This is a genomic window from Phenylobacterium sp. SCN 70-31, from assembly GCF_001724605.1.
Lineage (GTDB): Bacteria > Pseudomonadota > Alphaproteobacteria > Caulobacterales > Caulobacteraceae > Phenylobacterium.
Map to the genome: position 1 here is coordinate 1 of NZ_MEEX01000023.1, position 23,941 is coordinate 23,941.

Here is a 23,941-nt window from a genome sequence, read left to right on the forward strand (position 1 = left end):
CTCGCTGCGCCTGGACCGGACCCGCCGCGAGATCGTGGCCACCGCCCCCTCGATCCGCCGGCTGCCCGAGGCCGCGGCCTTCGCCCGCCAGCGGGCCGGATGGATCGCCGAGCGGCTGGCCGAGCTGCCCGACGCCGCGCCCCTCGCGCCCGGCCTGCTGATCGAGGTGTTCGGGCGCCCCGTACGTCTGGAGGCGGGCGCCGGGCGCGCGCGCTGGATCGAGCCCGCCGACGGCTCCACGCCCCGCATCGCCGCGATGGGCGAGGGCGAAGGCTACGCCCGCGCCGTGATCCTCGTGCTGAAGCGCAAGGCGCTGGAGGTGCTGAGCGCCCGCACCGCCTATTACGCCGCCCGCCTGGGCGCCCCGATGCCGAAGGTCAGCGTCGCCGACGCGAAGAGCCGCTGGGGCTCCTGCCGCCCCGGCGTTCGCGGCGCCCCGGGCGTCGTCCGCTACTCCTGGCGCCTGGCGCTCGCCCCGTTCGAGGTGGCGGACTACGTGGCCGCCCACGAGTGCGCCCATCTGCTCGAGCTGAACCACGGCCCACGCTTCTGGGCTCACGTCCGCGCCCTGGTTGGCGACGAGCGCCGCCACCGCGACTGGCTTCGCGCCGAAGGGGCCCGCCTTCACGCCTTCGGGTGCTGAAGCGCTTGCCGGCGAGCCGGACGCCGGGGCGACACGGCGATCGAAGCGAAGGGAGCCGGCGCCCGCGGCGCCTGTCGGAAGACCAGGGCGACGGTCAGAAGACCCGGCTCATCCAAAGGCCTCGCGGCACGCCCGGTTCATGACGTCCGCCACGGTCTGCGGCGCATGCGGCAGCACCTGATGTCCCGCCCCCCGCACCATGTACAACCGCACGCGAGGATGAGCCTGGAGTTCCGCTCGGGTCAGGTCGTCCACGACGCTCGGACCGGCCTCCGCGCCGGCCTCCGGCTCGCCCCCGATCAGGACGTGCGCCGGGGGGCCCAGCCTCGCCAGCAGATGGGAATAGTCCCGCGGCGTGCTCTCCTGCGGGCCGACGCCGAAGATGTTGTCGATGAAGGCGTCCTGGTTGAAGCGCGGATCGCGGCGCATCGCCTCGAAGGGTCCGCCCGGCGTGATGCGCAGCGGCGGCTCGATCAGGACCAGCCGCCGGATGTTGGGCGCCTTGAGCCCCAGGGCCACCAACGCGCCGGTGGAGTTTCCGGTGGCCACGACGGGGCGGTCGCCCAGCGCGGCTCGAACCGCCGTGTCGAAGGCGGCGACGAACAGCCCGAGGCTCTCGCCGATCAGACGCGGCGCGTGATTCCCGGGCAGGTGCGCGCGCCAGACGTCCGCGCCGGTGATCAGGTCCTGCAGGTTGGCGGCGTTGTCGTCGGGCGCGAAGGCGCCGCTGATGAACAGCAGGACGGGCCGTCCCGTGTCGTGCGTCCGGAACCAGACGGGTCCGAACGGGGTCGGCGCCTCGATCAGGGCCTCGGGGCCGGTCGGCATCAGTAGACGGGTTCCTGCGTCCGCGCGCGTTCGGGCGGCGGCGAGCCGCCGCGCAGGAAGTCGGTCACGCCGTCCAGGATCTGGTCGATCGGCCCTTGCGCCTCCTCGGGCGGCGGAGGCGGCAGGCCGCCCGGGATCGGCGCCACTTTCAACCGTGGCAGGGCGGCGGTCATGTAGTCGCGCCAGACGCCCGCCGGCACGTTGCCGCCCGTCACCCGGCGCATGGGCGTGTTGTCGTCCTTGCCGACCCATACGGCCGTCACGAAGCCGCCCGTGAACCCGACGAACCAGGCGTCGCGATAGTCGCTGGTGGTGCCGGTCTTGCCGGCGAGGTCGTAGCCGGGAACCCGCGCCCGGGTTCCCGTGCCGTGGGTCACCACCCCGCGCATCATGTCCACGGTGTAGGCCAGCGCCGGCTGCGGGACGACCTGGGCGCGGGGCGGCGGCGCCATGCCGTGGTCGTACAGCATCCGGCCGCTGGCGGTGCGGATACGCTCGATCCCGTAGCCGCGGGCCAGGAACCCGCCGTTCGAGAAGGGCGCATAGGCCTGAGCCATCTCCAGCGGGCTCACCTCCACCGCGCCCAGCGCCATGGAGGGATCGAGCTGGATCGGCGAGGTGATCCCCAGCCGGCGCGCCGTCGCGGCCACGTTCGCGGTGCCCACCTCGTTGGCCAGCCGCGCGGCCACGGTGTTCACCGACTGCGCCAGGGCTGTCGAGATGGTGATCGGCCCCAGGTACTGGCCCGTATAGTTGCGCGGCTCCCAGGTCCCGATCTTCACCGGCTCGTCCACCACGGGGGTGTAGGGGGTCCGCCCCAGCTCCATCGCCGTCAGATAGACGAAGGGCTTGAAGGCCGAGCCCGCCTGCCGCTTGGCCATCGTCGCCCGGTCGTACTGGCTCTGGAGGTAGTTCACCCCGCCCACATAGGCCCGCACCCGGCCCTCGCCGTCGATCGAGACCAGCGCCCCCTGCTGCACGCCCTGATCCTTGGCGGCGGCGACACCGGCCTGCAGCGCCCGCTCGGCCCCGGCCTGCAGCGGCAGGTCCAGCGTCGTCTCCACCACCAGGTCTTCGGTCGGTTCGCCCACCAGGGACCGGACCTCGTCGTCCACCCAGTCGACGAAGTACTGCGCCCGCTGGTTCGCCAGCACCGGATTGACCCTGACCTTGTTCTTGATGGCCTCGGCGCGCTCCTGCGCGGTGATGAAGCCCGCCTCTTCCATGGCGTCCAGCACCAGCGTCGCGCGCCGGGCGGCGCGGTCGGCCGAGGCCATGGGCGAATAGCGCGACGGGCCCTTCATCAGTCCGGCCAGCAGGGCGCTCTCGCCCAGGGTCAGTTCGGCCGCGGGCTTGCCGAAATAGCGCTGGGAGGCGGCCTCGATGCCGTAGGCGCCGGCGCCGAAGTAGACCCGGTTCAGATACAGTTCGAGGATCTGCTTCTTCGAGAAGCGCGCCTCCAGCCAGACGGCCAGGATCAGCTCCTGCGCCTTGCGGCGATAGTTCTGGTTGGGGGTCAGGAACAGGTTCCGCGCAAGCTGCTGGGTGATGGTCGACCCGCCGCGCAGGGGCCCGCCGTCGTCCTGGTTGCGCATGTTGTAGATCTGGCTGCGGACGATCCCCCAGGGATTGAAGCCGAAGTGCCAGTAGTACCAGCGGTCCTCGATGGCGATGAACGCCTCGGGCACGTGTTCGGGCAGCTTGTCCAGGTCGACCGGCGGCGCGTACTGGCTCCCGCGCACCGCGATCAGCGCGCCCGAGCGATCCAGGTAGGAGACCGAGGGCTGGCGCTTCACCTCGAACAGCTTCGAGGTGTCGGGCAGGTCGACCGCGAACACCGCGAAGAACGCGACGAGGAAGATGATTCCCCAGACGCCCAGAACCAGGGTCCAGTAGGCGAGGCGCTGCAGGAACGAGCGTCGGGGTCGGTCGCCATCGGGCGACTTCGTGTTGGCCATGAAGAACCGTGGTCCTGTCGTTCTGCCGCCGCCCGCGCGGCCTATAACAAAACCCTAACGAACCCCAAACAGGGTTGACGGGACATGAACGGCCGGGGCATCCGACGCCCGCGCCGCGGTCTTCGCCGCACAGCTCTGCATTTCTGCATAGCAGCATGCGCTATTTTGCGGTTGCGCCCTCGATCTTAACACCGTTATCTTAGCATTGCTCAGTTCGCAGCGCGCCAAGGGAGGGGATAACCCGAGGCGACCCGACGCAGCGGGCGGGGCCGGTACTCAAATTCTTGACGCCGACATCTCCCCGAACGCTGGAGGGCTCGATGAAGCTCCAAATCCTTGCGGCCTGCGCCGCCCTCGCCACGCTCACCGCCGGCCAGGCCTTCGCCGCCGACGCGATCACCGCCAAGCTGTCCGCCCCGGTCGCCGAGAAGACCAAGTTCATCGCCGGCGGCGCCATGTTCAACTGCGAAGGCGACACCTGCATCGCCGCGGCGCCGACCTCGCAGACCTTCGCCACCGCCACCTGCAAGACCGTCGCCGACAAGGTCGGCGTGGTCGCCTCGTTCGAAGGCCGCAAGGCTCTCGCCGAGGACAAGCTGGCCGCCTGCAACGCCAAGGCCATCGCCAAGGCGAACGGCGGCGCGACCCTGGCCGCTCAATAGGCCTCACAAGTCTCCCAGCAGCTCTGTCGAGCTTCTGTCACGCCTGGGCCGCCAGCATAGCTGGCGGCCCATTTTTTGTTCTAGGGGGGGCGCCGCCAGCCATGCTGGCGGCCCACAGACAGCCTCAGAAACCCCGGCGTCCGCCGGGCGGCGGTTCGCAGGCGAAGCCGTCCCCATCGCCATCCTGCTGCGGCCTGTAGGCGGGCGATCCGAGGGGAATATCGTAGACTCCCGCGGCATGGGCCGCCGCGCAGTTCGGAAAAGGCCCAGCCGGCGCTGTGCGGGCCCGCAGGGGCGGCGACCACGCCGGATCGGGGCTCTCGGCGACGGCGAGCGAGGCCGCACGCGCCGGCCCCACGGCCGGCGATCCCCCACGCCACCCGGGATAGAGCCGGTCGAGGCCCAGACCGATGACGGCCAGGCACCCGATCCAGTAGGCCGCCAGCAGCGCCTTGCCCGCCCGCGCCAGGCGGTTGCGGCGCTCCCACGTCCCCGCCAGGCGAAGCCGGTGGTTCAGACGCGACAACCGCGCCGCGGCGCCGGGTCCGTCCAGGGGGCGTTCGATCTGCGGAACGCGGGTCATGCCCCAGGCTCCGCGCCGCGCCCCTAACCGATACTCAACACATGGGGTTAATCTGATCTTTTATCGTCCTTAGGTTGCTTTTTCGCCATCGACCCCGACCTCATGGACGCCATCCCGGCCACGCCTCTGGCCATCGGCGGCGAAATCGGCCCTGATCGGCGTCCGATCCCACCCCGAGCGAGACGCCGTCGATGCCGCCCGAGCCCCTCGAGTCCGACCACGATCCCGACGCCGTCGTCGTCTCCGAGACCGGCGTGGGCCGCTTCCAGGTGGCGATCCAGGCCGCGGGCGCCACCTTCGTCGCCGACGAGCCGGTCGAGGTGGGCGGCCTGGGTTCCGGCCCCAACCCCTACGATCTCCTGGCTTCCGCCCTCGGCGCCTGCACGGTCATGACCATGCGCCTCTACGCCGAGCGCAAGGGCTGGCCGCTGGAGACCGCCACCGCCCGCGTGCTGCACGCCCGCAGCGGGCTCGACGGCCGGGACCGCTTCGCCCGCGAGATCACCCTGGTGGGCCCCCTCGACGCGGGCCAGCGCGCCCGGCTCCTCGAGATCGCCGAACGCTGCCCCGTCCACCGCAGCCTGGAGCGCGGCGCCGAGATCATCACCATCGCCGCCCAGCCGCCGTCGCTGCACATCCCGGCGCCGCAGGTCTTCGAGGCGGCGGGCTTCGAGGTCGCCGGTTTTGCGGCCTCGGGCGACGACCACCGGCGCGACATGGACGAGGCCTGCTGCGACTGACAGGCCCTCCGCGGCTCGTCACCGCCCGAGGGCGCTGCCGCCCTCGACGTAGAGCACCTGCCCCGTCGTGTAGCCGGCGCGCATCAGATAGAGGTACGCCTCGGCCGCCTCGCCGGGCTCGCCGATCCGCGGCAGGAGCTGGTGCGACGTCAGGCGCGAGAATTCGGCCTGGCGATCGCCCTCGGGAATCCGGTCCCAGACGCCCGTCCGGATCAGCCCCGGACAGACGCAGTTCACCCGCACCGGCGCCAGTTCCACCGCCAGGCCGCGCGTCAGGTGCTCGACCGCGCCCGCCATCGCCGTCGAGACCGCCGAGCCCTTGGTCGGGCGCTGCGCGATCATCCCGTCAGTCAGGGTAAGCGAGCCCCCCGGCGGCAGGCTCGGCGCGGCGTACTTGGCCACCGCCAGCGCCCCCCAGAAACGCACGCGGAACAGGGTGGCCGCCGCAGCGAGGTCCAGGTCCGCCAGAGGTCCGCGCCGCGGACCGCCCCAGTCCCCCGCCGTGAACGCGATATGGTCGAAGCCCGCGGCCCGGTCCGCGAAGAAGGCCGCCACCGCCGCCTCGTCGGTGACGTCCAGCGCGGCCGCCTGTGCGCCCCCGCCCAGCCGACCGGCGGCGTCGCGCACCTTGTCCGCATGGCTGGACGCCACGGTCACCTGCGCCCCGTCCTTCAGGGCCGCCTCGGCCACGGCGTAGCCGATCCCCGATCCCCCGCCGATCACCAGCACCCGCTTGCCGTCCAACGCCATCGCCGCCTCCCGCGCCATCCGTCGCCTTGCCCCAACGCCGCGCCGCCGACGCAGGGAGAGTCAAGCCGCGTCGGGCTTGCCCCGCCGCCGCCGGCCGCCCAACATCGCCCGGTCATGCCGACCTACCGCACCCCGGGCGTCTTCACCGAAGAGACCTCCTTCCGCGCAAAGGCGGTCACCCCCGCGCCCAGCGGCGTGGCCGCCTTCGTCGGGCCCACCCTCGCGGCGCCCGACGATCCTGCGGCCCTCCCCGCGCTGCGGTCGTTCCAGGCGTTCGAGCGCTGCTATGGCGGGCTGGGCGACCTCGCCGGGCCGGATGGGCCGATCGTCAACTATCTCGCCCACGCCGCCCGCGCGTTCTTCGACAACGGCGGCGGCCGGCTGCACGTGGCCCCCATCGACGCCGGCGACACGTCCGTCGAGGCCTGCGAACGGGCGCTGGCCCGCCTCGACGCCCAGCCCGACATCGAGCTGGTCGCCGCGCCCGCCGCGGCGGCGGGGCCCGGCGATGCGCCGCATCGGATCGCCGCCGCCCTGATCGCCCACGCCGAGGGCGCGGCCCGCCATCGCTTCGCCGTCCTCGACCCGCCGCCGGGCCTCTCGATCGCCCAGGTCCGCGCGTTCCGCGCGCCCTACGACAGCCGTCGCGCCGCGCTCTACTACCCGTGGGTCGAGATCGACGCCGCTCCCGGCCGGCTGGCCCTGCCGCCGTCGGGCTTCGTCTGCGGGGCCTACGCCGCCACCGACGTCGAGCGCGGGCTGTGGGTCGCGCCGGCCAACCGCGTCGCCAAGGGCGTCACGGGCCTCCAGGCCGAGGTCCGCGCCGGCGAGCAGGACGTGCTGAATCCGCTGGGCGTGAACTGCATCCGGCGCCTGTCGGGCCGCGGCATCCGCATCTTCGGCGCCCGCACGCTCGGTTCAGACCCCGAGTTCAAGTACGTCAACGTCCACCGCCTGGTCGCCCATGTGGAGACGTCGCTGGCCCGAAGCCTCGCCTGGGCCGCCGTCGAGCCCAATGCGCCGCGACTGTGGTCCAACGTCTCCGCCATGACCACGGACTTCCTGTTCGAACTCTGGCGCGCCGGGGCCCTGCGCGGCGCGGCGCCGAAGGAGGCGTTCTTCGTCCGCTGCGGCTCCGACACCATGACCGCCGCCGACATCGCCGCCGGCCGGCTGGTCCTGCTCGTAGGCCTCGCCGTGATGACGCCGGCCGAGTTCCTGATCCTGCGGATCGCCGCCGACGCCGCCCCGCCGGGACGGCCGCCCCCGCCTACAGACCCCCCGCCTACAGACCCTGCGCCTTCCGGATCTCCAGGACCACGGCGGCGTTGAAGGCGCGATAGGCGTCCCGGACCAGCGCGGTCCAGGCCGCCGGGTCCACGATCACCGCGTCGCCGCGGGCCGTGTCCTGGTCGATGTAGTAGGGGCTGGCGACGCTGGTCACCGACAGCGCCCGCACCGCGCCCTCGCCCGTGGCCAGGGTTCCGAACGGCGCCGGCGTGGTCAGGTCCTTCGTCATCCGCATCATGCCCGGCGTCGAGGCCCGGCCGTTGTTCATGCTGGTCGACAGGGCGGCCATGCTCACGCCCATCAGGCCGAACTGCAGCTTGTTCGACACGCTCGCGCTCGCGCGGCCCATGAGGTCGCGCCCCGTGGCCGCATCGGTCCTGGCGAAGTCGATCACCAGCGAGGGGGCCACCAGGATGGATTGCTGCGACCGCGCCACGGTCCCCAGCCGGCCCTGCACCGCCAGCGCGCCCATGCCGGCGAACCCGGTGGCGTTCCCCGGCGCGTGCAGGCCCTTGATCATCGGCGCCCGCTGCGCGCCATACGCCGCATAGGCCTTCTTCACGCCCGCGCCGATGGTGACGCCCGCGCCGATCCGGGTGACCTCGGCGTTGCCGGGCGTGAGTTCGGCGCCCGAGGCCGCCAGCGCCGCCTGGGTCTCGGCCTCCGCGACCATCGGCACGCCCGCCGCGGTGAGCTGCGCCACCAGGTCGGCATAGGCCTCGTCGGCCAGGCCCCGCATGGTCTCGGCGCTGATCCCCGTCAGGGTCGTGGTCAGGCGCGACTTGGCCAGCACGCCGCCCGAGGCGGTCCCCTGCTGCTGGGTGAAGAAGGCGATCTGGTAGCTGGGCACGGCCACCGGCCCGCCCCGGAGATTCTGGCCCGAGAAGCCCGACAGCTTCACCGGGAAGCTCGCCTGCGCCGCCGCCGGCGCCACGACGAGAAGAGCCGCCGCAACGGCCGCCGGGACGACGGCGCCCCACATATGTTTCGTGTTCATGATGTTCAGCCCCCATGCTGCTGACGGCTCTATGACCACCGGCGAGGTCCGGCGCCTTCCCCCGATCGGGGGGCGCCGGCGCACGACCCCCACAGATCGGCGACCCCGCTTCGAGCCTCCCCACGTCCGCTTCTGACGCAGGCCGGCGCCAGTCTGGCCCGATGCCCGCCTCCAGAGCGCCCTATACGCCGGCCGACATCGCCCGCCTCAAGCCCCGCGTCGTCGGCGCCCTGGCCGCGGGGGAGAGCCTCGACGACGTCGCCGCCCTGCCCGACATGCCCTCGCGCCCCACCCTCCGCAAATGGGCGCGCGACGACCCGGCCTTCGCCCAGGCGCTGGCCGACTCCCGCGAGGTCGCCGCCGAACGGCCGCGCTTCCCGTTCGACGCCCATGTGGCCGCGGCCTTCCTCGCCCACGTGCGCGAAGGCCGGCCGGTCGCCTGGCTGCTGCGCCGGCCCGACATGCCCCATCGCCGCCGGCTCGACGCCTGGAAGGCCGCCCGGCCCGACTTCGCCGCCGCCTTCTCCGAAGCCAAGGCCCTGGCCGACGGCGAGCGCCGTCGCCTCGGCCTCGTCCACGATCCGGGCCGCGCCGACGACCGGCCGGCCCGCCGCCGCCGCTCGCGCATGACCCACGGCGAGGCGGCGTCCGACCGGGTGATCCTGGCCCTGATCCGCGGCGCCACCCTGCCCGAGCTGACCCGCCGCCCCGACATGCCCACGATGAAGGCCCTGCGCCGCTGGCGCCGCGAGGTCGAGGGCTTCGACGGCGCCGTCCGGCTGGCCCTGGCCCACGGCCGTCGGGCCCGGGGCGCCGCCCGCGCCCGCGCCGCCTGCTCGCCCCGGGTCGTCGCCGACGTCGTCCGGGCGATCCTGGACGGCGCCTCGCTCCACAGCCTGGGCCGGCGGCCGGACATGCCCGGCCGCACGACGCTCTACGCCTGGGTCGGCGCCCATCCCGACTTCGCCACGGCCGTCGCCCGCGCGTCCCGCCTGCGCGACGAGCGCCTCCTCGACGAGGCCCAAACCCTCGCCGAACACGCCCTCGACCCCGGCGCCCGAAAGGCCGCCCGCGTCCGCCTGAAGCGCCTCGGCCAGAACACCCCTCACCCCGGCCAGCGCCGGCGGTAGGCGCCGGCCCTTTACGGCCCGTTCACGCCATCGCCGCAATGGTCGTCATGCGCGTGAATAACAAGAGATACACGCATAGGGGGAAATCCATGACCGGCGTCGAAGTCGTGCTGGTGGTGGGCAGCCTGTTCGCCGCCGGCTACGCGATCATCGCCGCCGCCAACGCCTCCCAGCGCGCGGCCCTCTGGTTCGCCCTCAGCTACCTGATCGGCATGCTGGCGCCGGTCAGCGACATCCTGGGCCCCGTCCTCGGCGCCTCCGAGCTGGGCGAGGTGCTCAGCTACTCGGCCTTCCTGCTGGCCTCGCTCTCCATTTCCGCCAGCCTCGCCATCTTCCATCGCCGCCGGCCGCCCTGGGCCGCCATCCTCGCGATCCTGGTCTACGGCCTGGGCGTCCGCGCCTGGATCTGGGAGCACGAGCGCGACACGGCCGCCTATGGCTTCGCGTATCAGTCGGCCTACGTCCTGGCCTCGCTCCTGGCGGCCCGGACGACGCTCGCCATCGACCGGCGCGGCCCCCTGCACCTGGCGCTGGCCGCCGTCTTCGTCGTGGTCTCGGCCCACTTCCTGCTCAAGCCGTTCGCGGCCATGACCTTCGGCTCGGGCCGAACGTTCGCCGACTACACCAAGACCACCTACGCCATGATCTCCCAGTCCAGCTCGGGCATCCTGCTGGTGGCCGCCGGCCTCCTGCTGCTGCTGATCGTGGCCCAGAAGGCGATCACCGAGTCCCAGCTCGCCTCCGAAACCGACCCCCTGTCGGGCCTCGCCAACCGCCGCGGGTTCGACCGCCGGGCCGAGGCCGCGCTGGCCCGCGCCCGGCGCACGGGCCTGCCGATGGCGGTGGCCCTCTTCGACCTCGACCACTTCAAGCGCGTCAACGACACCTTCGGCCACGCCACGGGCGACGCGGTGATCGCCGGCTTCGCGGCCGTCCTGCGCGACACCGCCCCCGGCGCCGCCATCACCGCCCGCCAGGGCGGCGAGGAGTTCGCCATGCTGATCGAGGGCGCCACCGCCGGAACCGCCTGGCTCGCCGCCGAGGGCGTCCGCATCCGCACCGCCCTCGGCTTGGGCGGTGGGGGTCTGGGCGGCGGGGATCTGGGCGAGGGCCTGCCCGCCATGACCGTCAGCGCCGGCGTCGCCCAGCTCCGCCCCGGCGAAAGCCTCTCCGACCTGCTGCGCCGCGCCGACCAGGCCACCTACGACGCCAAGCACGCCGGCCGCGACCGCATCTGCCTCGCCCCCGACGCCCCGCCCCCCGCCGCGATCCGCCTCGTCGGCTGAGACGCGACGCGCCCGGGCGACCGCGACAGGCGAAACCCGCACGGTCCTCCCCCGCAAGCGGGGGAGGTGGCGCCCCGGACAAGGTCCGGGGCGACGGAGGGGGCGCAAGAGACCGAGGACTGGGCTGTACGGGGGAGATCAGGCAGATCGCCCTCGGCCGCCCGCGCCACAATCTCGGCGTTCCTCGCCGCAAAGTGAGGCCGCCCAACAACCTTGACGTTAAGCTCTGCCGAGAGAACGCTGCCAGTTATCATGCAAGGGGGGAGAAGATGGCCAAACTACCGAAGAAATACTGCGACCGCGTCCTGGCGACGCTGAAGCGCTATCAGGGAATCGTGACCTCGCACCGTTCGCGCGACGTGTCCGAGGCCGACACCGTTACCGTGGTCAAAGATGTCCTCGCCGACGTGTTCGGCTACGATAAATACACCGAACTCACCAGCGAACATCAGATTCGCGGCACCTACTGCGATCTGGCGATTCAGATCGAAGGCAAGGTTCGTTTTCTCATCGAAGTGAAGAGCGCCGGCAGTACGCTCAACGACAATCACTTGCGGCAAGCCGTCAACTACGGCGCCCACAAGGGTATCGAGTGGATCATCCTGACCAACGGCTTCGAATGGCGATTCTACAAAGTCCTCTTTGAACAACCCATCTCATGGGACGAGATCACCCGCTTCAACCTTCCCGACATGAGCCCCCGATCCCAGGCGGACCTCGAACGCCTCTTCCTACTCGCGCGCGAAGGCCTGCCGGTGGACGCAATCAACGCCTATCACCAGCATCAGCAGGTGGTGAATCAGTTCTCCATCGCCCAGCTTCTTCTCTCCGAACCCCTGCTCAATTCGGTGCGCAGGGAGTTGCGCCGCCTCTTCCCCGACCTCCGCGTGGATAACGGCGACATTTCGGACCTGCTGGTGAATACCGTCCTCAAGCGCGAGGTCGTGGACGGCGACAAGGCCGACGACGCCAAAGTGCGGATCAGGAAAGCCGAACAGCGCCTTCAGCGAGCGGCGAAGAAGGCGGCCGAAGCCGCCTAGCCCGCTCCTCCCTGAGCGCTTCGACAGCCGCCACCGCGCCTGCGAGATCGAGAGGCTGTGCGTCCGCCTTGAGCCGCGCGAGCGACAGGCTCTTGCCCGACGGCAGGTCCTCCGTGCGCACGACGAAGAACCGCCATTGCCCGGGATCGCGGTGATCGGCGGTGTCGTCTGTCACCGGGTGGTAGGCGAAGACGTAGATATGCGCGTGCCGTCCGACGCCCCGAAACCATGTCGCACCTTCCCACCACCCGGTTCGCTCGCGGATGTCGAAGGTCGGTTGCGCCGGACGACGCGGCGCCGGCCAGGTCTGCCGGGCCGCGGACTGCTTCACCTCCAGGCGGGTTCCGTCGTCGTGCGAGAGGTCCCACCCGGCCCAGTCCTCGCCGCAGCAGGTCCACCCAGCAGGTAGCGACAGCGCCATGATCGTCTCCACCACCATCGAACGCAGATGGTTGCTGACGAGCGGTCGACCGAAGGCGCGGGCGCTGACGTCCGAGACGACATCAGCCGCCGCCGGGATCATCGACTTGCTCATGCATTTCTCTCCGGTATCGGGAAGCGTCGCCAGAGCCCCCGCCCATCGGGCATGTCGACGCCCCCGCCGTTGACTCCGCCCCCGCCCTCTGTATAACCGCGCCTCCTCGTCCCCGGGCCCGTCCCGGGGGCGCGAACACGCTTTCAATCAAGAAGAAATACAAAGGCGCGAACGATGTACGCGGTGATCAAGACCGGCGGCAAGCAGTACCGGGTCCAGCCCGGCGACCTGCTGGTGGTCGAAAAGCTCGATGGCGAACCCGGCGCGGATGTCGCGTTCGGCGAAGTTCTGATGCTGGGCGACGGCGAGGCCGTCACCGTGGGCGCCCCGACCGTGGCCGGCGCCTCGGTGGCCGCGACCCTGATCGAGACCCGCAAGGGCGACAAGGTGAAGATCTTCAAGAAGATCCGTCGCCAGGGCTATCGCCGCACCCGCGGCCACCGCCAGCACGAGACGGTCCTGCGCGTCATCGGCATCACCGCCGACGGCAAGGAGACCAAGTGGGACGGCAAGGTCGACCTGACCACCAAGGCCGAGCTCGACGCCCGCGCCCGTGGCCTGGACTTCGCCACCCTCAACAAGTCCAAGAAGGCCCTGAAGGCCGAGGCCGCCGCGGAAGCGGCGCCGGCCCCCAAGGCCAAGGCCGCGCCGAAGAAGGCCGCCGCCAAGGCCGACGCTCCGGAAGCCGCCCCCCCGGCGGACGCCGAGGCCAAGGCCGCCAAGAAGCCCGCCGCCAAGAAGGCGGCCGCCCCGAAGGACGACGCCGCCGAGTAATCGGGCGGCGAACAGGTAAGGACAGGAGCACACCATGGCTCACAAGAAATCCGGCGGCTCCTCGCGCAACGGGCGCGACTCCGCGGGCCGCCGTCTCGGCGTGAAGAAGTTCGGCGGCGAGGCGATCAACGCCGGCAGCATCATCGTGCGCCAGCGCGGCACCAAGTTCTGGCCGGGCGAGAACGTAGGGATGGGCAAGGACCATACCCTCTTCGCCCTCGTCACCGGCGCGGTGAAATTCGTCACCAAAGCCAAGAACCGCACCTACGCCACCGTGGTGCCGGCCAACGAGAAGGCGATCGCAGCCGAATAGGCGGAACCCTCTCTCAACCGGTTCCGCCCTGTCGAACAAGGCGAACCGGACAAGACGACCTTTCGCGGGGAGTCCGGTCAGCCGGGCTCCCCGCTGTCGTTTTGGGCCTCGCGCGCGACCGCGAGAGGCCGGGAGGTAGAAGAAGATGTGCGCTCTGGACGTGAGGCCCGCGATAGGGACCGACCGCCTGATCCTGCGGGGCCTGACCCGCGCCGACGCCCCCGCGCTCGCCGAACTGGCGAACGACCCGGGCGTGGTCGGCATGACCTCGCAGATGCCCCACCCGTACGCTCCGGCGGACGCCGAGGGGTTCATCGACCGGGCCCGTCGCGCCGATCCGCGCGTCGAGGCCAACTTCGCCGTCGAGCATCGCCAGTTCGGCCTCGTCGGCGTGCTGGCGTTCGACGAGATGGCGCCCGGCAAGGCCGAGGTCGGCTACTGGCTGGGCCGCCCCTTCTGGGGCCGCGGCTACGCCACCGAGGCTCTGACCGCAGCCCTGCGCTGGGCGCGGGCCGACTGGCGCCGCAACGTGGTGTGGGCCGGCCACTTCGCCGACAACCGCGCCTCGGGCCAGGTGCTGGTGAAGGCCGGCTTCCTCTACACCGGCGACGTCGAATGGCGCCCCAGCGCCGCCCGCGGCGAGCCTGTCCCCACCCGCATGATGGTCTGGCTGGCGTAGGGACAGCCCCCTCCTCCCCCACGGGGGGAGGGGGACCGCCGAAGGCGGTGGAGGGGGGCCAGCCGCGAAACGTCTTGAGTGGCAACTTACTTGACTCAGTGACTCGCAAAATGAAGCCATACTAGGGAAGCTCAAATACAGTCGTGGACTCCAGACTCGGCAGCATGCCGCGTTGGTTGATCTCACCAGGCGAAACGCTCATGCGTCTACCGGACCAAGTCCTTAAGTGCGTTGTGTTTTTGGGCCATTACGACATGGACCGAAATACCGGTGCCGTGTCCAAGGTGCTGCGGGGCACCGGGTTCTTTTTGGGTCTCTCCACAAACACCGGCGCGACCATTGTCTGCCTCATTACAGCACGCCATGTCGCGGAACGGATGGAGCACGGAGAGTTCTACATTCGGGTAAATCTCAAGAGTGGTGGTTCGCGCGAGTATCCCCTAGACGCTGGCGCCAATGTACATTGGATTTACCATCCTACAGACGAGACCGTTGATGCTGCTCTGCTCTTCTGGGTGCCGCCTGATGACGACGTGGATTTCGCCTACCTTCCCGACTTCATGTTTCTCACTCACGAGAAGATCGCCGCGACGCGCATAGGCCCCGGCGATCCGACTTACATCACTGGCCTGTATCGCTTCCTGAGCGGCGCTGATCGAAACTTTCCCATCGTACGGACAGGCAACATCGCCATGATGCCGACCGATCGGGTGCCTACCAGTTGGAAAACCGCACAATCGAAGGGAATTGAGGCTGTTCTTGTTGAGGCGCGCTCTATTGGGGGCCTAAGCGGCTCTCCAGTGTTCGTGGCTCGGTCGATAGAGGTTCAGGCTACTGAAAACTCAGGGCGCAGTCCGGTAGCGACCGGGGCCATCTTCCTTCTCGGCCTGGTGCACGGTCATGCCGACGTGGCAATGGGCTATGAGGACGCCAGCTCAACTGACGATAAGCGGGAGTTAGACCGAGTGAACGTCGGTATCGCCACTGTCGTGCCTATGAACAAGATCGTTGAGATCCTCCAGCATCCAGAAGTCGAGAAAATATTCGTAGAAGGCGAGAGCCTGTTCCAGGGTGCCGACATGGTGCTCGATGAGAACCGCCGCATGATGGACGGCTGTAGCCCGCCGGGGATCGTAGAGGGGCGAGAGGCCGAGGCGAATCGGGCGATGACGCAATACGTAGCTGTCACGGTTGGCGTATCCGCCTCTAGCAACTATCCTAAAGGTGCAGGATCGCTTTTCATTGTAGGGGCAGACCCCAACACATGGACGGTCAGAAAGCCTGAATAGCGCTGAACGCGCCTCTCCCTTCACAGGATACTGGCGTGCTTCTGCGGCGGCGTATTGCATAGACATAACGCGCAAGGCCCCCTTGCGAGGGCTTCGAAATTGCCGCGTGTATCGTTATCCTTCGGCGTCTCGTTTGCCGCGCCCTTGGGGCGCTTTGAGAAGACCGCTAAGACGTCATGGTTCGTCATTTCCTTGGGCGCTACGCGCTTGCCCGCAGCGAGCCGGTCCCCACCCGCATGATGGTCTGGCTGGCGTAGGGACGTCCGAGCCCCTCCTCCCCCACCGGGGGAGGGGAACCGCCGAAGGCGGTGGAGGGGGCCCTCGCCGCGAAACGGCTCAGCAGCCCTTTCACGCCCATTTTCAGCCCCGTCGTGCCTCCCAATCCACATGCGCCCCGCGCCAACTGTGCTATCGCCTCGCCCATGACCGCCGCCGCCTCGCGCAAGTCCGCCGCCGCTCACGCCCCGCCCGTCCAGGCGGCGATCGTGGTCGCCGGCGTGGTGGCCATGTGGGGCGCCTCGTTCGTCTCGATCCCCATCGGACCGGTCCCGATCACGCTCCAGACCTTCGCCGTCTGCGTGCTGGCCGGGCTGTTCGGCGGGCGGCTGGGGCTGGCCATCGTGCTGGCCTGGCTGGTCGCGGCCGCCCTCGGCGCGCCGGTGCTGGCGAACGGCGCGGGCGGCTGGAAGGCGGTGAGCGGCCCCACCGCCGGCTATCTGGCCGGCATGGCCGTCGCCGCGTGGGTGTGCGGCGAGGGCGCCCGGCGGGCCTCGGGCTGGCTGCCGCTGACGCTGGTGTTCCTCGGCGGCCACGTCATCGTGCTGGCCGCCGGCTGGGCGGGCCTGGCCGGCGTCATGAACCCCGGCCCCGCGTTCCAGAGCGGGGTGCTGCCCCTCCTGCCCGGCGCGGCCGTGAAGTCGCTGGCCGCCGCCCTCACTGTCCGTCTGGTGTCGCGATGAAGTTCCTGGATCAGGTCAAGGTCTATGTCCGGTCGGGCAACGGCGGCGGCGGCGCCGTCTCGTTCCGGCGCGAGAAGTATATCGAGTACGGCGGCCCCGACGGCGGCGACGGCGGCCGCGGCGGCGACGTGTGGATCGAGGCCGTCGAGGGGCTGAACACCCTGATCGACTACCGCTACCAGCAGCACTTCAAGGCCGGGACCGGCGTCCACGGCATGGGCCGGAACCGCCACGGCGCGGCCGGCGAGGACGTGGTGCTGAAAGTGCCCGTCGGGACCGAAGTCCTTGACGAAGATAAGGAACTTCTGGTAGACATGACCTATTCTGGCCAGCGCGTCCTGCTGGCCAAGGGCGGAAACGGCGGCTTCGGCAACACCCACTTCAAGGGGCCGATCAACCAGGCGCCGCGCCACGCCAACCCCGGCCTCGACGGGGTCGAGCTGGCCATCTGGCTGCGGCTCAAACTGATCGCCGACGTAGGCCTCGTGGGCCTCCCCAACGCCGGAAAGAGCACCTTCCTCGCCGCCTCCAGCGCCGCCCGCCCCAAGATCGCGGACTACCCCTTCACCACCCTCGCGCCGAACCTCGGCATGGTCGATCTGTCGGTCGGCGAGCGCTTCATCCTCGCCGACATCCCCGGCCTGATCGAAGGCGCGCACGAAGGCGCCGGCATCGGCACGCGCTTCCTCGGCCACATCGAGCGCACCGCCGTGCTGATCCACCTGGTGGACGGCGCGCAGGACGACGTGGTCCAGGCCTGGCGCACCGTCCGCCACGAGCTGACGGCCTATGGCGAAGGCCTCGAGGACAAGCCGGAACTCCTCGCGCTCAACAAGATCGACGCCCTCGACGACGAGACCGTCGCCGAGAAGGCCGCCGCCCTGGAAGCGGCTTCGGGCGGCAAGGTCCGCCGGGTCTCGGGCTTCGCGGGCGCGGGCGTCACCGAGCTGCTGCGCGAAGCCTACGCCCTGGTCCGCGAGCGCAAGCAGGCGGCCGCCGCCGAAGAGAGCGGTCCCGAGGAATGGCGACCTTGAGCGAGCTCTCCGCGGCGCGCCGCGTCGTCGTGAAGGTGGGCTCGGCCCTGCTGGTCGGGCCCGACGGCGCCGCCCATTCCGCCTGGCTGGCCGACTTCGCCGCCGATGTCGCGCGCCTGCGCGGCCGCGGCCAGCAGGTGCTGGTTGTGTCCTCGGGCGCCGTGGCGCTGGGCCGCCGCCGCCTGGGCCTGGGCCGCCGCGCGCTGAGCCTGCCCGAGAAACAGGCCGCCGCCGCCGCCGGCCAGTCGGCCCTGATGCGCGCCTGGGAGGAGGCCCTGGGGCCCCTGGGCCTCACCTGCGCCCAGGTGCTGCTGACCCGCGACGACACCGAGGTGCGCCGCCGCTGGCTGAACGCGCGCGCCACGGTCGAGACCCTGCTGGGCCTGGGCGTGATCCCGGTGGTGAACGAGAACGACACCGTCGTGACCGAGGAGATCCGCGTCGGCGACAACGACCGCCTCTCGGCCCGGGTGGCGCAACTGGTGGGCGCCGAGGCCCTGGTGCTGCTGTCGGACGTGGACGGCCTCTACACCGCCGACCCGCGCCGCGATCCGGCCGCCGTCCACATCCCGCGCGTCGCCCGCCTGACGCCCGAGATCGAGGCCATGGCCGGGGGCGCCAACGCCCAGGCCGGGGTCGGCACGGGCGGCATGGCCACCAAGCTGGAGGCCGCCCGGATCGCCAGCCAGGCCGGATGCGCCACTTTCATCACACTGGGGACGCGCGCAGGGCCGCTCTCGGCGATCGAGGCCGACGCCCTGGCCACGGTGATCGAGCCGGCGACCACGCCGCGCGCCGCCTACAAGGCCTGGATCGGCGGCTCGCTCGCGCCCGCCGGCGCGCTCACGGTCGATGCGGGCGCCGCCGCGGCGGTGCGCAAGGGCAAGAGCCTGCTGGCCGCGGGCGTCCGCACCGTCGCCGGCCGCTTCGACAAGGGCGACTGCGTGCGCGTGCTGGACCCCGAAGGCGCAGAGGTCGCCCGCGGCCTGGTGCGCTACGAGTCAGGCCACGCGTCGCGCATCTGCGGCCTGAAGTCGGACGCCATCGAGGCCGAGCTGGGCTACACGTCCGGCCCCCTGATCCACGCCGACGACCTGGCCCTCGCCGCCCACGCCCCTGCGGCAGGGTAGCGGCGCGGCCCGCACGCGCGTACTAAGGCTCAACCTGAGCATATGGGGTCCGGACGGGTGGACGACGGCGGCGGAACGAGGAACGCGGGGCGGCTGGAGGCGCTGGCGCCGGGCCAGGCGATTCCGTTCGGCGGCGACCGTGTGGCCTATGTGACGCCCGAGCTCTCGGCCGCGTTCCGGGCCGGCGACCGGCTGGTGGTGGTGCAGGACACCGGCGATCTCTTGCATATCCCCGCCGCCGAGCACGCCGCCGCCTCGGGCGCGGTCGCCCGCGCCGCCGACGCCTTCGCCCGCATGGGCGAGGTGACCGACGCGGCCATCACCGCCTTCTTCGAGGCCTTCGCGCGCCGGCTGGAGGACGACGGCGCCTGGAGTCGCATCGCCCAGGCCAACGCCGCCGACGTCGAGCGCGCCCGCGCCCGGGGCCGTTCCACCACCCGGTTGGCCGTCTCGGACGCCATGCGCCGGGACATGGCCGCGGGCCTTCGCGCCTGGCGCGACGCCGAGCCGCCGCGGGGCCGCAGGCTGGAGCGCGTGACGCACCAGGGCTGGACGGTCGATCAGCTCATGGCGCCGCTGGGCGTGGTGGGCTTCGTGTTCGAGGGGCGCCCCAACGTCTTCGCCGACGCCACCGGCGTGATCCGCGCGGGCAACACCGTGGTCTTCCGCATCGGCTCGGACGCGCTGGGCACGGCGCGGGCCATCGTCGCCGAAGCGCTGGACCCCGCCCTCTCCGAGGCGGGGCTGCCGGAAGGCGCCGCCGTGCTGGTGGATTCGGCCGCCCACGCCGCCGGCTGGGCGATGTTCGCCGATCCGAAGCTGTCTCTGGCGGTGGCGCGCGGGTCGGGTCCCGCGGTCGCGCAACTCGGCGCCATCGCGCGCCAGGCCGGTACGCCGGTCAGCCTGCACGGCACGGGCGGCGCCTGGATCGTCGCGGACGGGACGGCGGACGCCGACCGCTTCTTCGCCGCGGTCTACCACTCGCTGGATCGCAAGGTCTGCAACACGCTCAACTCCTGCTGCATCGTGGAGAGCCGCGCCGGCGATCTGCTGCCGGTGTTCCTCGAGGCGCTGGAGCGCGCGGGGGAACGCCGAAGGGGCTGCAAGCTGCACGTGGCCGAAGCGGATCTCGCCCGCCTCCCTGAAAGCTGGCGCGCCGCGCGGACCACCGTCGTCCGCGCCGAAGGCCCCGTGGAGGAATCTCTCGTCGATCCCATCGCCGACGCCGACCTGGGCCACGAGTGGGAATGGGAGGAGACCCCCGAGGTCAGCCTCAAGATCGTGGCCGATGTGGACGAGGCGGTCGGCCTCTTCAACGCGCTCAGCCCCCGGTTCGCCGCCGCGCTGATCTCGCAGGACGAAGCCGCGCAGGCGCGGTTCTTCGCCACCATCGATGCGCCGTTCGTGGGCGACGGATTCACCCGCTGGGTCGACGGCCAATACGCCCTGAACCGGCCCGAACTGGGCCTGTCCAACTGGGAGAACGGTCGCCTGTTCGCCCGTGGCGGCGTGCTGGCCGGCGACGGCGTCTTCACGGTGCGCACGCGCGTGACCCAGGCCGACGTCCATCTGGACCGTGGCGACGCGCCGACCCCGCCGCGCGCCGGGTAGCCTGGGCGGATGTGGTTCGCAGGCCCGGCGCGCCGGGCGCCCCTCGCCGGCCGTCCGCAGGCGCTCCGCCCCGGCTTCAGCCTGGAGCCCGGCATGCGGGTCGGCCTGTTCGGCGGCTCGTTCAATCCCGCGCACGAGGGACACGCCCACGTCGCCGAGACGGCCCGCCGGCGCCTGGGCCTGGACCGCGTCATCTGGCTGGTCTCGCCGCAGAACCCCCTCAAGTCGAGCCACGAGACCGCCAGCCTCGCCCAACGCATGGCCGGCGCGCGGCGGCTGGCCCGCGGCCCGGCCATGCGGGTCTCCGATCTGGAGACGAAGCTGGGCTCGGCCTACACGGTCGATACGATCCGCTGGCTGAAGGCGCGCTATCCGGGCGTGCGGTTCGTCTGGATCATGGGCGCCGACAGCCTGGCGTCCTTCCACCGCTGGCGCGGCTGGACCCAGATCATGCGCGAAGTCCCCGTCGCCGTGGTCTCGCGGCCGTGGATTTCGCTCCGGAGCCGGTTCTCGCCCGCAGCCCGCCGCTTCTCCGGCGCCCGTGTCTCGTCGGCCCAGGCGTCCACCCTGCTGAACCGCCCCCCGCCGGGCTGGGTTTTCCTGCGCGGCCCCCTGAACTTCCAATCGTCGACGCTGCTGCGGGAGCGGATGCGACGGACAGCCTCGTAAACCCGACGGAAGGGCGCCTGACCCGCGCCCCGGCATGTGCTAGGATCAGCGCAGCGAGGCATCAGAGGAGCAACCCCGCTGAACCGTAACCCCGCGCCGAAGCCGGCGCACGAGGCCCCGGCCGACGCCGCGACCTCCCCCCCAAGTCCGGGGCTCGACCACCCCGGTCGCACCACGTCGCCAGATCGCCTGACCGGCATCGAGGACCTGATCCTCGGTCGGCTGGACGACGACAAGGCCCAGGACGTCGTCTTCATCGACCTCAAAGGCAAGAGCCCCGTCGCCGACGGGCTGATCGTGGCGTCGGGCCGCTCGCAGCGGCACGTCGGCGCCATGGCCGACCATCTGCTGCGCACGCTCAAGGAGGCAGGCTACGGCAAATGCCGGGTCGAGGGGATGCCCAACGCCGACTGGGTGCTGATCGACGCCGGGGATGTGATCGTCCACCTGTTCCGGCCCGAGGTCCGCAGCTTCTACAACATCGAGAAGATCTGGTCGGTCGAGACCGGCGGCCACCGCGCGGCGGTCTGACGGCCTGGGGCGAAGCCCGACAAGGTTGTTTCGAGCCACGAACCCATAAACACGAGTGGGTCGGCCGCTTCCGGGCCTCCGCGTGAGCGGAGGCTCCATCTTCCATCAAAGTCGGAGATCGCCGCGTCGCAGTCTTGCAAATCGACGCCGACGACCTCCAGCCCCGTTCGTTTTCGTGGATCCGTGACCGGATCCCTACAGCGGGCGCAGCGAAGAGATGCGGTTCAGCATCCCGATGCGGCTCACGTCCCGTACGTCGTCGCGCACGGTCACGCATCGGCCGCGGTAGTTGGCGTTCTCGCACACCAGCCAGGGCCCCGACCGGCGCGGGAGCTGGATCGAAGCCACGCGGTCGTTGAAGCGCGTGCCGTCGAGGTTCGGCGTCGCGCCGCGGATCTGCATCGCCTGCCCGCGGAATCCGAAGCGGTCGTAGATAGTGACGCCGTAGCGATCCTGGCCCGGCGGCCTGACCCCGGGCGGAGGATAGCCGCCGCCGGGCGGACGTCCCGGTCCGACACCCGCGCCGGGTCCGAAACACGCCAGTCCGCCGTCCGGCCCCACGCCGATGTCACTGCGGCAACTCGCCAGATTGAGAGACGAATTGGCCCAGCGCCCGCGCGCGTCGCGACACTGGGCGTGCAGGAACTGGCCCTGGACGCTGATGTTGCGGCATTGGTTCAGGTAGCTGCCCTGCGGCGGCCGCTGAGCATAGGCCGACCCGGCGACGGCCACCGTCGCCAGCGCGATCATTCCGACAGCGATCTTCATATCCCGAACCTCTCTCTCGTTCGCCCAGGCGTGGCCTGACGGTAGTCCAAGCGCAGCGGCAGGGCCAAGGTTCCTTCGAACCGCCCCGCCGACCGCCGGCAGGCCGCTGGACTTCCGCCGCCCGTGGGGCGCATCGTCACGCCGGGCGGCAAGGGCGCGCAAGGCGCCGGGCCGGGATCACGCCGGCGGCCCTGGAGGAGATCCCATGTCCGAGACCCTGACCGGCGACCTGCTGGACCTGAGCGCCGCCGAAATCGTGGCCACGCTGGCCGCCGGACGCGCCGGCGCGCTCGAACTGACCGACGCCGCCATCGCCCGCATCGAGGCGCGCGACGGCCCGCTGAACGCCGTCGTCGTCCGGGATTTCGACCGCGCGCGGGCGGCCGCACGCGCCGCCGACCAGGCGCTGGCGCGCGGCGACCGCCGGCCCCTGCTGGGCCTGCCGATGACGGTCAAGGAGAGCCACGAGGTCGATGGCCTGCCCTCGACCTGGGGAAGCCCCGCCTTCAGCGGATGGACGGCCTCCAAGGACGCCGTGGCCGTTCACCGCCTCAAGGCGGCCGGGGCGATCATCCTGGGCAAGACCAACGTGCCGCCGTTCCTCGCCGACTGGCAGTCGACCAACCCGGTGTACGGACGCACCTGCAATCCCTGGGACCTCGGCCGCACGCCGGGCGGCAGTTCCGGCGGCAGCGCCGCGGCGTTGGCGGCGCGCATGAGCCCGCTCGAAGTGGGCTCGGACATCGGCGGATCGATCCGCGTGCCCGCCGCCTTCTGCGGCGTGTTCGGCCACAAGCCCTCGTACGGGATCGTGTCCCTGCGCGGCCATTCCCCGCCCGGACTGGACGGCGGACCGATCAGCCTGGCGGTGGTGGGGCCGATGGCGCGCACCGCCGCAGACCTCGACCTCGCCCTGGGCGTCCTGGCCGGACCCGAGCCGGAGGAAGCGCGCGGGTGGTCCCTTCACCTGCCCTCCCCCCGCCACGCCACGCTCGCCGATCACCGGGTCCTGGTGCTCGACCGGCATCCCGCCGCCGCCACCGACGGCGTCATCCGCGCAGCGGTCGAACGTGTCGCCGCACACCTGGACTCCCAGGGTGTCCGGGTCTCGCGGTCCAGCGACCGGTTGCCCGACCTCGCCGCCCAGCACCGCGTCTACACCGGGCTGCTCAACGCAGCGCTGTCGCGCGGCTCGCCCACTGGCACGTCGCTCAACGCCCACGACTGGATGAACCTCCAGGACGCCCAGCTCGCCTATCGCCGCCAGTGGGGCGAACTCTTCAAGGATTTCGACGTCGTCGTGACTCCCGCCTTCGGCACGGTCGCCTTCCCGCACGTCGACGAGCCGGACAACGGCAAGCGAGTCCTGCGCATCGACGGCCAGGACACAGGCTACTTCGACCAGCTCGCCTGGCCGGCGCTCGCGCTGCTTCCAAACCTGCCGGCGACGGCGGTCCCGGTCGGGCTCTCACCCGAGGGCCTGCCGGTGGCCGTGCAGGTCGTCGGACCCTACCTCGAAGATCGTACGGCCATCGCCTTCGCCGGCCACCTGGAGCGCGCATTCGGCGGCTATCGTCCCCCGCCCAGTTACTGAAGCCGGGCGGCGGCGCTTTACTTTCGCGCCCGCCGCCGCTACACGCCGGCCCGATGTTCGCGGCCACGCAGAAAATTACCCGCAAAATGACCCGCTCCGGCGGGGCGTTTGCGGCTGCGCGCGGGTAGAACCGCACCTTCCGCGAAAG

The 23,941-nt window shown here is 71.3% G+C and carries 24 protein-coding genes and 1 pseudogene; 18 read left to right on the forward strand and 7 right to left on the reverse strand.

What is annotated here, in order from left to right:
• A partial coding sequence (locus ABS78_RS16270) for a SprT family zinc-dependent metalloprotease (protein WP_293381569.1) occupies window positions 1-643 on the forward strand: 643 nt, incomplete at its 5' end.
• 108 nt (window positions 644-751) lie between these two features.
• On the opposite strand, the gene ABS78_RS16275 is transcribed toward ABS78_RS16270, so the two are convergent.
• Together ABS78_RS16275 and ABS78_RS16280 are read right to left on the reverse strand one after the other, a co-directional pair.
• Window positions 752-1,471 carry an alpha/beta hydrolase gene (locus ABS78_RS16275; protein ID WP_293381572.1) on the reverse strand — a complete coding sequence of 240 codons (720 nt, stop codon included), beginning with the start codon at window positions 1,469-1,471 and terminating at the stop codon, window positions 752-754.
• A complete protein-coding gene (locus ABS78_RS16280; protein WP_293381575.1) occupies window positions 1,471-3,429 on the reverse strand; it encodes a penicillin-binding protein 1A in 1,959 nt (652 codons plus the stop codon). The genes ABS78_RS16275 and ABS78_RS16280 overlap by 1 nt, the downstream gene beginning before the upstream one ends.
• A 320-nt stretch (window positions 3,430-3,749) precedes the next feature.
• On the opposite strand from ABS78_RS16280, the gene ABS78_RS16285 reads away from it, so the two are divergent.
• On the forward strand, window positions 3,750-4,091 hold the full coding sequence (locus tag ABS78_RS16285) for a hypothetical protein (protein ID WP_293381578.1): 342 nt from the start codon (window positions 3,750-3,752) through the stop codon (window positions 4,089-4,091).
• 124 nt (window positions 4,092-4,215) lie between these two features.
• Here ABS78_RS16285 and ABS78_RS16290 read toward each other — a convergent pair whose 3' ends face one another.
• Window positions 4,216-4,674, reverse strand: a complete 459-nt coding sequence (locus ABS78_RS16290) for an excalibur calcium-binding domain-containing protein (protein ID WP_293381581.1) — start codon at window positions 4,672-4,674, stop codon at window positions 4,216-4,218.
• A gap of 191 nt (window positions 4,675-4,865) precedes the next feature.
• Here ABS78_RS16290 and ABS78_RS16295 point away from each other — a divergent pair, with 191 nt between their 5' ends.
• A complete protein-coding gene (locus ABS78_RS16295; protein WP_293381584.1) occupies window positions 4,866-5,414 on the forward strand; it encodes an OsmC family protein in 549 nt (182 codons plus the stop codon).
• A gap of 18 nt (window positions 5,415-5,432) precedes the next feature.
• On the opposite strand, the gene ABS78_RS16300 is transcribed toward ABS78_RS16295, so the two are convergent.
• Complete coding sequence (locus ABS78_RS16300) at window positions 5,433-6,164, reverse strand: SDR family oxidoreductase (protein WP_293381587.1); 732 nt, start codon at window positions 6,162-6,164, stop codon at window positions 5,433-5,435.
• A 114-nt stretch (window positions 6,165-6,278) separates the two neighbouring features.
• Between ABS78_RS16300 and ABS78_RS16305 the strand changes: the two genes are divergently transcribed.
• Entirely contained in the window at window positions 6,279-7,496 is a 1,218-nt protein-coding gene (locus ABS78_RS16305; RefSeq protein ID WP_293381590.1) for a phage tail sheath subtilisin-like domain-containing protein, read from the forward strand.
• On the opposite strand, the gene ABS78_RS16310 is transcribed toward ABS78_RS16305, so the two are convergent.
• Entirely contained in the window at window positions 7,450-8,451 is a 1,002-nt protein-coding gene (locus tag ABS78_RS16310; protein WP_293381593.1) for a hypothetical protein, read from the reverse strand. The two genes, ABS78_RS16305 and ABS78_RS16310, sit on opposite strands and share 47 nt — an antisense overlap.
• 161 nt (window positions 8,452-8,612) lie before the next feature.
• Here ABS78_RS16310 and ABS78_RS16315 point away from each other — a divergent pair, with 161 nt between their 5' ends.
• The 3 genes from ABS78_RS16315 (at window position 8,613) to ABS78_RS16325 (ending at window position 11,907) form a co-directional block, all read left to right on the forward strand.
• Window positions 8,613-9,581, forward strand: a complete 969-nt coding sequence (locus tag ABS78_RS16315; protein WP_293381596.1) for a hypothetical protein — start codon at window positions 8,613-8,615, stop codon at window positions 9,579-9,581.
• Between the two features lie 89 nt (window positions 9,582-9,670).
• Window positions 9,671-10,867: a GGDEF domain-containing protein gene (locus tag ABS78_RS16320; protein ID WP_293381599.1), complete on the forward strand. Its 1,197-nt coding sequence runs from the start codon at window positions 9,671-9,673 to the stop codon at window positions 10,865-10,867.
• 269 nt (window positions 10,868-11,136) lie between these two features.
• Window positions 11,137-11,907 (forward strand): type I restriction enzyme HsdR N-terminal domain-containing protein, encoded by a 771-nt coding sequence (locus ABS78_RS16325; RefSeq protein WP_293381602.1) that lies wholly within the window; start codon window positions 11,137-11,139, stop codon window positions 11,905-11,907.
• Here the strand turns inward: ABS78_RS16325 and ABS78_RS16330 are convergent.
• Window positions 11,849-12,442, reverse strand: coding sequence for a hypothetical protein (locus ABS78_RS16330; protein WP_293381605.1), 594 nt, complete (start codon window positions 12,440-12,442; stop codon window positions 11,849-11,851). The genes ABS78_RS16325 and ABS78_RS16330 overlap by 59 nt on opposite strands.
• A gap of 174 nt (window positions 12,443-12,616) precedes the next feature.
• Here ABS78_RS16330 and rplU point away from each other — a divergent pair.
• The 10 genes and pseudogenes from rplU to rsfS all read left to right on the forward strand — a co-directional run.
• Window positions 12,617-13,129, forward strand: a pseudogene (gene rplU / locus ABS78_RS16335) (50S ribosomal protein L21); the annotation flags it as partial.
• Between the two features lie 121 nt (window positions 13,130-13,250).
• Entirely contained in the window at window positions 13,251-13,529 is a 279-nt protein-coding gene (rpmA, locus tag ABS78_RS16340) for a 50S ribosomal protein L27 (RefSeq protein WP_293381608.1), read from the forward strand.
• 145 nt (window positions 13,530-13,674) lie between these two features.
• On the forward strand, window positions 13,675-14,208 hold the full coding sequence (locus ABS78_RS16345; RefSeq protein ID WP_293381611.1) for a GNAT family N-acetyltransferase: 534 nt from the start codon (window positions 13,675-13,677) through the stop codon (window positions 14,206-14,208).
• A 275-nt stretch (window positions 14,209-14,483) separates the two neighbouring features.
• Window positions 14,484-15,497 carry a hypothetical protein gene (locus ABS78_RS16350; RefSeq protein ID WP_293381614.1) on the forward strand — a complete coding sequence of 338 codons (1,014 nt, stop codon included), beginning with the start codon at window positions 14,484-14,486 and terminating at the stop codon, window positions 15,495-15,497.
• 422 nt (window positions 15,498-15,919) lie between these two features.
• Window positions 15,920-16,456: a biotin transporter BioY gene (locus tag ABS78_RS16355; RefSeq protein WP_293381617.1), complete on the forward strand. Its 537-nt coding sequence runs from the start codon at window positions 15,920-15,922 to the stop codon at window positions 16,454-16,456.
• Window positions 16,453-17,490 carry a GTPase ObgE gene (obgE, locus tag ABS78_RS16360; protein WP_293381620.1) on the forward strand — a complete coding sequence of 346 codons (1,038 nt, stop codon included), beginning with the start codon at window positions 16,453-16,455 and terminating at the stop codon, window positions 17,488-17,490. Before ABS78_RS16355 ends, obgE begins: the two co-directional genes overlap by 4 nt.
• The gene (proB, locus tag ABS78_RS16365) at window positions 17,478-18,620 is read left to right on the forward strand and encodes a glutamate 5-kinase (RefSeq protein WP_293381623.1); all 1,143 of its coding nucleotides are present in this window, start codon (window positions 17,478-17,480) and stop codon (window positions 18,618-18,620) included. Before obgE ends, proB begins: the two co-directional genes overlap by 13 nt.
• A gap of 42 nt (window positions 18,621-18,662) precedes the next feature.
• Window positions 18,663-20,231: an aldehyde dehydrogenase family protein gene (locus ABS78_RS16370; RefSeq protein ID WP_293381626.1), complete on the forward strand. Its 1,569-nt coding sequence runs from the start codon at window positions 18,663-18,665 to the stop codon at window positions 20,229-20,231.
• A 9-nt stretch (window positions 20,232-20,240) separates the two neighbouring features.
• Window positions 20,241-20,900, forward strand: a complete 660-nt coding sequence (locus tag ABS78_RS16375) for a nicotinate-nucleotide adenylyltransferase (protein ID WP_293381629.1) — start codon at window positions 20,241-20,243, stop codon at window positions 20,898-20,900.
• Between the two features lie 36 nt (window positions 20,901-20,936).
• Window positions 20,937-21,431, forward strand: a complete 495-nt coding sequence (gene rsfS / locus ABS78_RS16380; RefSeq protein WP_293381632.1) for a ribosome silencing factor — start codon at window positions 20,937-20,939, stop codon at window positions 21,429-21,431.
• A gap of 195 nt (window positions 21,432-21,626) precedes the next feature.
• Here rsfS and ABS78_RS16385 read toward each other — a convergent pair whose 3' ends face one another.
• Window positions 21,627-22,199: a beta/gamma crystallin-related protein gene (locus ABS78_RS16385; protein ID WP_293381635.1), complete on the reverse strand. Its 573-nt coding sequence runs from the start codon at window positions 22,197-22,199 to the stop codon at window positions 21,627-21,629.
• A 205-nt stretch (window positions 22,200-22,404) separates the two neighbouring features.
• Between ABS78_RS16385 and ABS78_RS16390 the strand changes: the two genes are divergently transcribed.
• Complete coding sequence (locus ABS78_RS16390) at window positions 22,405-23,793, forward strand: amidase family protein (protein ID WP_293381638.1); 1,389 nt, start codon at window positions 22,405-22,407, stop codon at window positions 23,791-23,793.
• The last annotated feature ends 148 nt before the right edge of the window (window positions 23,794-23,941 follow it).

Coding starts and splice junctions, on each gene's coding strand:
- ABS78_RS16275 (WP_293381572.1), bottom strand. CDS start 1,471: ATGCCGACCGGCCCCGAGGCCCTGATCGAGGCGCCGACCCCGTTCGGA.
- ABS78_RS16280 (WP_293381575.1), bottom strand. CDS start 3,429: ATGGCCAACACGAAGTCGCCCGATGGCGACCGACCCCGACGCTCGTTC.
- ABS78_RS16285 (WP_293381578.1), top strand. CDS start 3,750: ATGAAGCTCCAAATCCTTGCGGCCTGCGCCGCCCTCGCCACGCTCACC.
- ABS78_RS16290 (WP_293381581.1), bottom strand. CDS start 4,674: ATGACCCGCGTTCCGCAGATCGAACGCCCCCTGGACGGACCCGGCGCC.
- ABS78_RS16295 (WP_293381584.1), top strand. CDS start 4,866: ATGCCGCCCGAGCCCCTCGAGTCCGACCACGATCCCGACGCCGTCGTC.
- ABS78_RS16300 (WP_293381587.1), bottom strand. CDS start 6,164: ATGGCGTTGGACGGCAAGCGGGTGCTGGTGATCGGCGGGGGATCGGGG.
- ABS78_RS16305 (WP_293381590.1), top strand. CDS start 6,279: ATGCCGACCTACCGCACCCCGGGCGTCTTCACCGAAGAGACCTCCTTC.
- ABS78_RS16310 (WP_293381593.1), bottom strand. CDS start 8,451: ATGAACACGAAACATATGTGGGGCGCCGTCGTCCCGGCGGCCGTTGCG.
- ABS78_RS16315 (WP_293381596.1), top strand. CDS start 8,613: ATGCCCGCCTCCAGAGCGCCCTATACGCCGGCCGACATCGCCCGCCTC.
- ABS78_RS16320 (WP_293381599.1), top strand. CDS start 9,671: ATGACCGGCGTCGAAGTCGTGCTGGTGGTGGGCAGCCTGTTCGCCGCC.
- ABS78_RS16325 (WP_293381602.1), top strand. CDS start 11,137: ATGGCCAAACTACCGAAGAAATACTGCGACCGCGTCCTGGCGACGCTG.
- ABS78_RS16330 (WP_293381605.1), bottom strand. CDS start 12,442: ATGAGCAAGTCGATGATCCCGGCGGCGGCTGATGTCGTCTCGGACGTC.
- rpmA (WP_293381608.1), top strand. CDS start 13,251: ATGGCTCACAAGAAATCCGGCGGCTCCTCGCGCAACGGGCGCGACTCC.
- ABS78_RS16345 (WP_293381611.1), top strand. CDS start 13,675: ATGTGCGCTCTGGACGTGAGGCCCGCGATAGGGACCGACCGCCTGATC.
- ABS78_RS16355 (WP_293381617.1), top strand. CDS start 15,920: ATGACCGCCGCCGCCTCGCGCAAGTCCGCCGCCGCTCACGCCCCGCCC.
- obgE (WP_293381620.1), top strand. CDS start 16,453: ATGAAGTTCCTGGATCAGGTCAAGGTCTATGTCCGGTCGGGCAACGGC.
- proB (WP_293381623.1), top strand. CDS start 17,478: ATGGCGACCTTGAGCGAGCTCTCCGCGGCGCGCCGCGTCGTCGTGAAG.
- ABS78_RS16370 (WP_293381626.1), top strand. CDS start 18,663: ATGGGGTCCGGACGGGTGGACGACGGCGGCGGAACGAGGAACGCGGGG.
- ABS78_RS16375 (WP_293381629.1), top strand. CDS start 20,241: ATGTGGTTCGCAGGCCCGGCGCGCCGGGCGCCCCTCGCCGGCCGTCCG.
- ABS78_RS16385 (WP_293381635.1), bottom strand. CDS start 22,199: ATGAAGATCGCTGTCGGAATGATCGCGCTGGCGACGGTGGCCGTCGCC.
- ABS78_RS16390 (WP_293381638.1), top strand. CDS start 22,405: ATGTCCGAGACCCTGACCGGCGACCTGCTGGACCTGAGCGCCGCCGAA.